The organism is Colwellia sp. KS18-150, assembly GCF_057551365.1.
The window spans coordinates 1-4,068 of the sequence record NZ_BAAJMC010000041.1 but is presented as its reverse complement, the minus strand read 5'-3'; the positions used below and the strand labels follow the sequence as shown (position 1 = coordinate 4,068).

Below are 4,068 nucleotides of genomic sequence, written 5' to 3'. Positions count from 1 at the left end.
TAATGTCGTCTCTTACGCTTAGTTGTACTGCTTTGATTTTGAAATCGACTGGATAAAACCATGTCTTTTTAGGTTGTGTATATTTGGGCATTGTTGCCTCCTCGATGTTATGAGGAGGTGTCCACTAAAACGGGGGAACTTCATAGTCCTTGTTGAATTACTTATTAGCTTTTGACAAATAATAATTGGATATTTTTTCAGTTAAAGATCTTAATTCCATGAATTTCTCTTGTTCTTTATCTGTCAATTTCCCCCATATCTTTTCACTAGGCTTTGTATAATTATTGTAAATTCTATTCATAGCTTCAGACATAGATGCTAAATGTTCAGCAATTAGGGGCTGGAATTTTTGCAGACCTTCAGAAGATACCCTTGAATCTATTTCTAACATTAGGTTTTGAAGTGTAGGAACATAAATATTTGCAGTTGGATTTATTGCGTTATACTGCATTTTGGTTAATGTGCCAGAAAATAAACCAGCCGTTAATTTCTCTTTAGCGTCTGAACCAAAACCAATATCCTGAAGAATTAAATTGAGCTCTAAATATGATCTTTTTAATACTCTTGCTTCAACCTTTGCTTCACTACTATTTTTTTGTACCTCTGAATATTGCCAAGTAACAAAACCTATTACTACAGAGGACAAAAACCATAAAACAAATGGTTGGTTTAAAATATCTACTATTTTTTTATTCACGTTACACTCCATATATATGATTAAAAAGCTAACGCCCTGTTAACAGTCAAAAAATAGTTGGTTAAAATTAGCGGCGAAGGAGCAAAACCAACTGTTTTTTGTCCTTGTTTAACAGCTGGTTATAAATAATTTTCGGCAAACAGTCCATACAACAACATAACAAAGACCAACAACCAAAAAATTACACTTTCAATTTTATATAATAATGAGTTTGCCTTAACTAATGGTACAAAACACAATAATGCACAATACACCAAGGCAATGCTTAAAACCCCCAAAACAAATAAATAATCGAAAATAGGAACCAATAAAACAACTATTATTCCCCAAACTAAATATATTAAAGGGTGTGGTTGAAACTCATTGTTGCAGTTACTACAAACAATAGGTTTTCCTATCCTAGATTTAAGGATATCAAAGTATTTAATTGAATTAGAATCACACTCTGAACATTTCATTATTTATAACGCCCCAATAAGAGGCTAAAAATTGTTTGCTAAAATGTTGAGGAACGAAAACAGCAAACTGTTTTTAGTCCTGCTTGATTGGCTTGTTATAAGCCACTGGTACAGCATTATTTTTAGGCTTTAAACCAAACAAAAACCTTAAAATATTTGATGGTTTAATAAGATACCAACAAATTACGGAGGTAACTAAAAAGGATAAAGCGAAAAGAGAAATAACCTTTAATAATATTGGTGTTTGCCATGCGATGACATAATAGCCTATTACCACAATTACGGTTTGGTGAAAGATATAAAAAGGGTAAGTTAACTCGTTACTAAGACTTACCCATTTTGGTGTTTTTGTAAAATAGAATTGCGCATAACCTAAAATAGTTAAGAATGCAGACCATGCAACTAAACAACAAACCAACCACCAAATAGACCAGCGCATATCTAGTGACAAGTACTCACTTAAGTCAGGGGAGTAATAATAAGAATAAAAGAGTATCGTGCTAAATACTAACAGCAGTAAATTATAAAATCGTTGGTCACATATTGCTTGCCAAATAATGTTGCTACGAACAAAAAGCATACCTGCAATAAAAAAGAAAAAATAGAAAGCTGAGGAAGATAAATTTTCTATCTTTTTATCTTCACTTGGAAAAGTTAACGAAAAATACACTTTTATTATTATGAGTAATGTTACAAGTAGATATAGCCCTATTTTGTGTTTTGACAATTTTTGTACAAAGTTAATTATTGATGTGCCTAAAGATGAGCTAAATAATTTGTTTAATGGGATAGCAAGCAAGAAAAACACAAAGAGATACTCTATGAACCAAAGGTGATTAGTTTCGAATTTTAATGCAAGCGTTGGATACTCTTGCCAATATGATTGCATCTCAACAATATTTTCCATGTAAATTTGTGGAGGAATCACTAACAAAGTGCCAATCAAAAGGGGAATAAATAATCTTAGAAATTTGTCTTTGACAAATTTCACTACCGTTACCTTTGATAGCAAGATAACAGAGCCAACACCTGAAATAAAAAATAAGATTGGCAATCTAAATTGTTCAAAATACACCATGATATCATCGAGCATTTTGCTCGAATCGTTATTCATAATGTGCCAACCATCTCCATTAAAAGGCATGCACACATGATGAAGGAACACTGCAAAAATCAATATAACTCGTAACCAATCTAATTCGGAAAACCTTACAGTGTTTTTCAATTCCATTTGATAACCTTATAATTTAACAGGTGCCATAACCTGCTTGGCTTATAACGCCTCATTAAGAGGCAATAAAATAGTTGGTTAAAATAAGCGAGGCACGAGAAAAAACCAACTGTTTTTTGTCCTGCTTGAATGACTTGTTATGTTTTTTTATACCCGAACAGTTTCAAGCCATTATTAGTGTTTACAAATTCAAATTGACCAGTTTGAGAAATTATTTCAGATACTTTATCAATTGATTGGTGTACATATTGAGTTGGAATATTGCTAGGTTTGTAGCACTTTAAGAATTCCACCCATTCAATTTCTTTATAGAAATAGTTTACTTCATTTTCACCTTCAGATACCCACTTTGACTCAAGGTCTTCTGACTTGGGCATATATGTAATATATGAAGTGGAACTATTAACTTTTTTAAGTGAGATATGTTCCAAGGTGAAATCTGAACAATCAAGAGCTTTAAAAAGCTTAAGCCATTTGGAATTAGACATATAAGAACAATTGAATTGACTTGCGATCAGCTTATCAATTTTTTGTTCATATTTTGCTATATCGAACATAACTCAAAACTCTCGAAAAACATAACGCCTTGCTAAGAGGCAAAAAAATTGTTGGCTAAAATTAGCGACGAAGGAGCAAAAGCCAACTATTTTTTGTCCTTTTAAGCAACTTGTTAGGTGCGTTTTATTGATGTATGTATTTACCATTATTATCAACAAACACCATACCTTTAGTGGTATATCTTTGGCCGTTAAACCACGCTTGAGTAGTAAATATAATTAAATCTCCGTCACTACCCGTACGCTTCCAAAGTGACGGAAAAGTTACAATATTATCGTACTGTGATTTCGACGCTACCCCTAACTTACCAATATTCTTATTCTCGATAATACTAACATCAGTTGTAGTATCACCAACAACCACAAAACAAACAGACTCTTTAGCTTTTTTACAATAAGCTGATGCGCCTTTATCCTCTCGCCAGAGAACATCACTTGCAAAAGTAGAAAACGAAAATAAGAAAATTGCAGCAGATATGATTAATTTATGCATAGCACCTAACGCCTCGTTAAGAGGCAAAAAATATGTTGGCTAAAATAAGCGACGAAGGAGCAAAAGCCAACTGTTTTTTGTCCTTTTTGAACGACTTGTTATATTGCTGGACACATAGTGTTATTTATAGCGAGAACCTTATCAGAATAATTTGAATACAACACTTTAAAATTGTTTGAAGGTACAATTTCTGTTCGCATAATTTCTCGTAATTTATCACCATTTTTATGAGGCTTACGTTTTTTGTTAGATTTGATTTTTTCTAGAATCTCTTTGTATGTAGCGCTTTGTTTAGCAAGTTCGTTATCATCGAAATCTTCGAGCTGAAGCCATCGGTTTACCGTTTTATCTGATTTTATTTTTATTGGAGATAAGTTTAATAGCATGGATACAGCCATTTCACTTTTTTGTATTAGCAGTAATTGATCGTTTAAATATAAGTCCGCAACTTCTTTTAACTCTTTGTTATTAAGTATGATTAGTTCTGTTAAATCTTTTTGCCACATTTTTTTGAGCTGTGGCATATCTCTCATACTTTGACAATAAACAGCTTTTATCTTTTGCTAATACAGATAACGGAAAAATGAGAAAAAAAATCGTTAATAGATTACGCATGCTAACCCTTAAGCAAT

Annotated in this window: 6 protein-coding genes; all 6 read right to left on the bottom strand. The window is 32.3% G+C overall.

All coding sequences use genetic code 11. The annotated features are described in order from the left end of the window. Positions 1-157 precede the first annotated feature (157 nt). Positions 158-697: a hypothetical protein gene (locus tag AC27IF_RS20190; RefSeq protein ID WP_487056154.1), complete on the bottom strand. Its 540-nt coding sequence runs from the start codon at positions 695-697 to the stop codon at positions 158-160. A gap of 119 nt (positions 698-816) precedes the next feature. Further along, complete coding sequence (locus AC27IF_RS20185) at positions 817-1,155, bottom strand: hypothetical protein (RefSeq protein ID WP_487056153.1); 339 nt, start codon at positions 1,153-1,155, stop codon at positions 817-819. Positions 1,156-1,228: 73 nt separating this feature from the next. Beyond that, the gene (locus tag AC27IF_RS20180) at positions 1,229-2,386 is read right to left on the bottom strand and encodes an acyltransferase family protein (RefSeq protein ID WP_487056152.1); all 1,158 of its coding nucleotides are present in this window, start codon (positions 2,384-2,386) and stop codon (positions 1,229-1,231) included. A 137-nt stretch (positions 2,387-2,523) separates the two neighbouring features. Continuing rightward, positions 2,524-2,943: a DUF6678 family protein gene (locus AC27IF_RS20175; RefSeq protein ID WP_487056151.1), complete on the bottom strand. Its 420-nt coding sequence runs from the start codon at positions 2,941-2,943 to the stop codon at positions 2,524-2,526. A 124-nt stretch (positions 2,944-3,067) separates the two neighbouring features. Beyond that, the gene (locus AC27IF_RS20170) at positions 3,068-3,436 is read right to left on the bottom strand and encodes a hypothetical protein (protein ID WP_487056150.1); all 369 of its coding nucleotides are present in this window, start codon (positions 3,434-3,436) and stop codon (positions 3,068-3,070) included. Positions 3,437-3,534: 98 nt separating this feature from the next. Continuing rightward, complete coding sequence (locus AC27IF_RS20165; protein WP_487056149.1) at positions 3,535-3,960, bottom strand: hypothetical protein; 426 nt, start codon at positions 3,958-3,960, stop codon at positions 3,535-3,537. Between the last annotated feature and the right edge of the window lie 108 nt (positions 3,961-4,068).

What these genes read in the sequence shown, in the direction of transcription:
- AC27IF_RS20185 (WP_487056153.1), bottom strand. Translation starts at nt 1,155, where the DNA reads ATGAAATGTTCAGAGTGTGATTCTAATTCAATTAAATACTTTGATATC.
- AC27IF_RS20180 (WP_487056152.1), bottom strand. Translation starts at nt 2,386, where the DNA reads ATGGAATTGAAAAACACTGTAAGGTTTTCCGAATTAGATTGGTTACGA.
- AC27IF_RS20175 (WP_487056151.1), bottom strand. Translation starts at nt 2,943, where the DNA reads ATGTTCGATATAGCAAAATATGAACAAAAAATTGATAAGCTGATCGCA.
- AC27IF_RS20170 (WP_487056150.1), bottom strand. Translation starts at nt 3,436, where the DNA reads ATGCATAAATTAATCATATCTGCTGCAATTTTCTTATTTTCGTTTTCT.
- AC27IF_RS20165 (WP_487056149.1), bottom strand. Translation starts at nt 3,960, where the DNA reads ATGCCACAGCTCAAAAAAATGTGGCAAAAAGATTTAACAGAACTAATC.